This window comes from Pseudoalteromonas sp. SR45-5, from assembly GCF_014163565.1.
In the GTDB taxonomy this organism is placed as follows: Bacteria; Pseudomonadota; Gammaproteobacteria; order Enterobacterales; family Alteromonadaceae; genus Pseudoalteromonas; species Pseudoalteromonas distincta.
Genome location: NZ_JACJDN010000820.1, coordinates 1 through 1450, shown reverse-complemented (window position 1 = coordinate 1450; position 1450 = coordinate 1). Strand labels below are relative to the sequence as shown.

General features: G+C 39.8%; 2 protein-coding genes. Both read right to left on the bottom strand.

Annotation, left to right across the window (positions count from 1 at the left end; genetic code table 11):
* Nucleotides 1-69: 69 nt before the first annotated feature.
* Complete coding sequence (locus H5072_RS19340) at nt 70-444, bottom strand: PH domain-containing protein (RefSeq protein ID WP_007377979.1); 375 nt, start codon at nt 442-444, stop codon at nt 70-72.
* A complete protein-coding gene (locus H5072_RS19335; protein WP_182694496.1) occupies nt 444-1352 on the bottom strand; it encodes an ABC transporter ATP-binding protein in 909 nt (302 codons plus the stop codon). Before H5072_RS19335 ends, H5072_RS19340 begins: the two co-directional genes overlap by 1 nt.
* Nucleotides 1353-1450: the final 98 nt, after the last annotated feature.

Here is a 1450-nt window from a genome sequence, read left to right as displayed (position 1 = left end):
AGTGTTGTAAACTGTAAAATTAAAGTAGTTGCAACATCTAGTCAACAACTACTTAAAACATGTACCGTATTAAAGCGCGTGTTGGCTAATAATTCGGTAAACATCGTTAATATTGTCGCCAGACTTAAACTCTTTACTAATTGGTGTTGGATCTGAGCCAACCCATATTTTTAGCTCGGCATCTAAGTCAAAATGGCCTGCACTTTCTTTACTAAACTTGGTAATTTTAGAGTAAGCAATACTCACCATTTCCATTTTAGAACCTGTCATACCTTGCTTATCAATTAAGATTAAGCGCTTATTAGTAAAAATAAACATATCACGTACTACTTTATATGCTTTTTCTACTTGCTCGCCGTCAATTAATGTATTGGCAAGGATTTTTTCTAAATCAGAATCGTCAACTTCGCTTGCATTACCCATAAGTCCGCTAAGTAAACCCATTATACTTTCTCCTGTTTAAATATTTGATTCTCTAATGTATGACCATTAACTAACTGCCGGTACTGCCAGTGTTGTTGATGACAAAAATTCAGTAGTGCAATATCAAGTGGATCGCTCGTTGGCTGATACTCAACTACATATTCTTTATGTTGGCTCATATACACACGACTCACACCTACAATTGCTTGAAGCTGTTGCTCAACATTTTGATAAGCTTCGCTTAGCATTAATGTATAAAAGTGTTTATCGGTATTATTTGTTTTTGTTTGATGCTCGCTTAGTACGCCTTTATCTAAATGAAGTACCTTTGAGCATAGTCGCTCAAGCTCAGTTAAATCGTGAGAGCTTAAAATAAATGTAGCCTGCTCACTTAATTCTGATACCAGCTCACGTACTTCTCTGGCATGAATCGGATCAAGCCCTGCGGTTGCTTCATCAAGCATTACAATTTGTGGCGCGCCAATAAGTGCTTGCGCTATCGTAACGCGCTTGCGCATACCGTGCGATAAGTCCCCTGCACGCTGCTTTGCAATTTCTTTTAAGCCAACCAAGTCAAGTACACGTAGCGCCTCAGTTTGGCTTTGCTTAGCCCCCATACCTTGCAGCTTTGCATAAAAGGCGAGTTGCTTGTCTATATTAAAACGAGGGTCAAGTTGCGCGTCTTGCGGTAATGCACTTACTTTATTAAATAAAGCAGCGCTCCCTGGCTTATGTCCTAATATTTCAAGGCTGCCTTTACTTGGCGCTATATAGCCGCACAACAAACTAAATAAGGTAGTTTTACCCGCACCATTTGGTCCAACAAGTGCCACTGGCGCGCCTTTATTAATCTCAAAGTCCACATTATTAAGCGCAAGTTTTGCACCATACGATTTACTCAAACCGCTAGCTGTAATTAATGGTCTCATAGTGAGCTCCTTGCAAAAATACGTTGAGCAACGCTTAGTAATACCGCAGTTTGCACAAGGGGAATAGCCACAGCGCTCAATAATGGTAAATTTTGCCC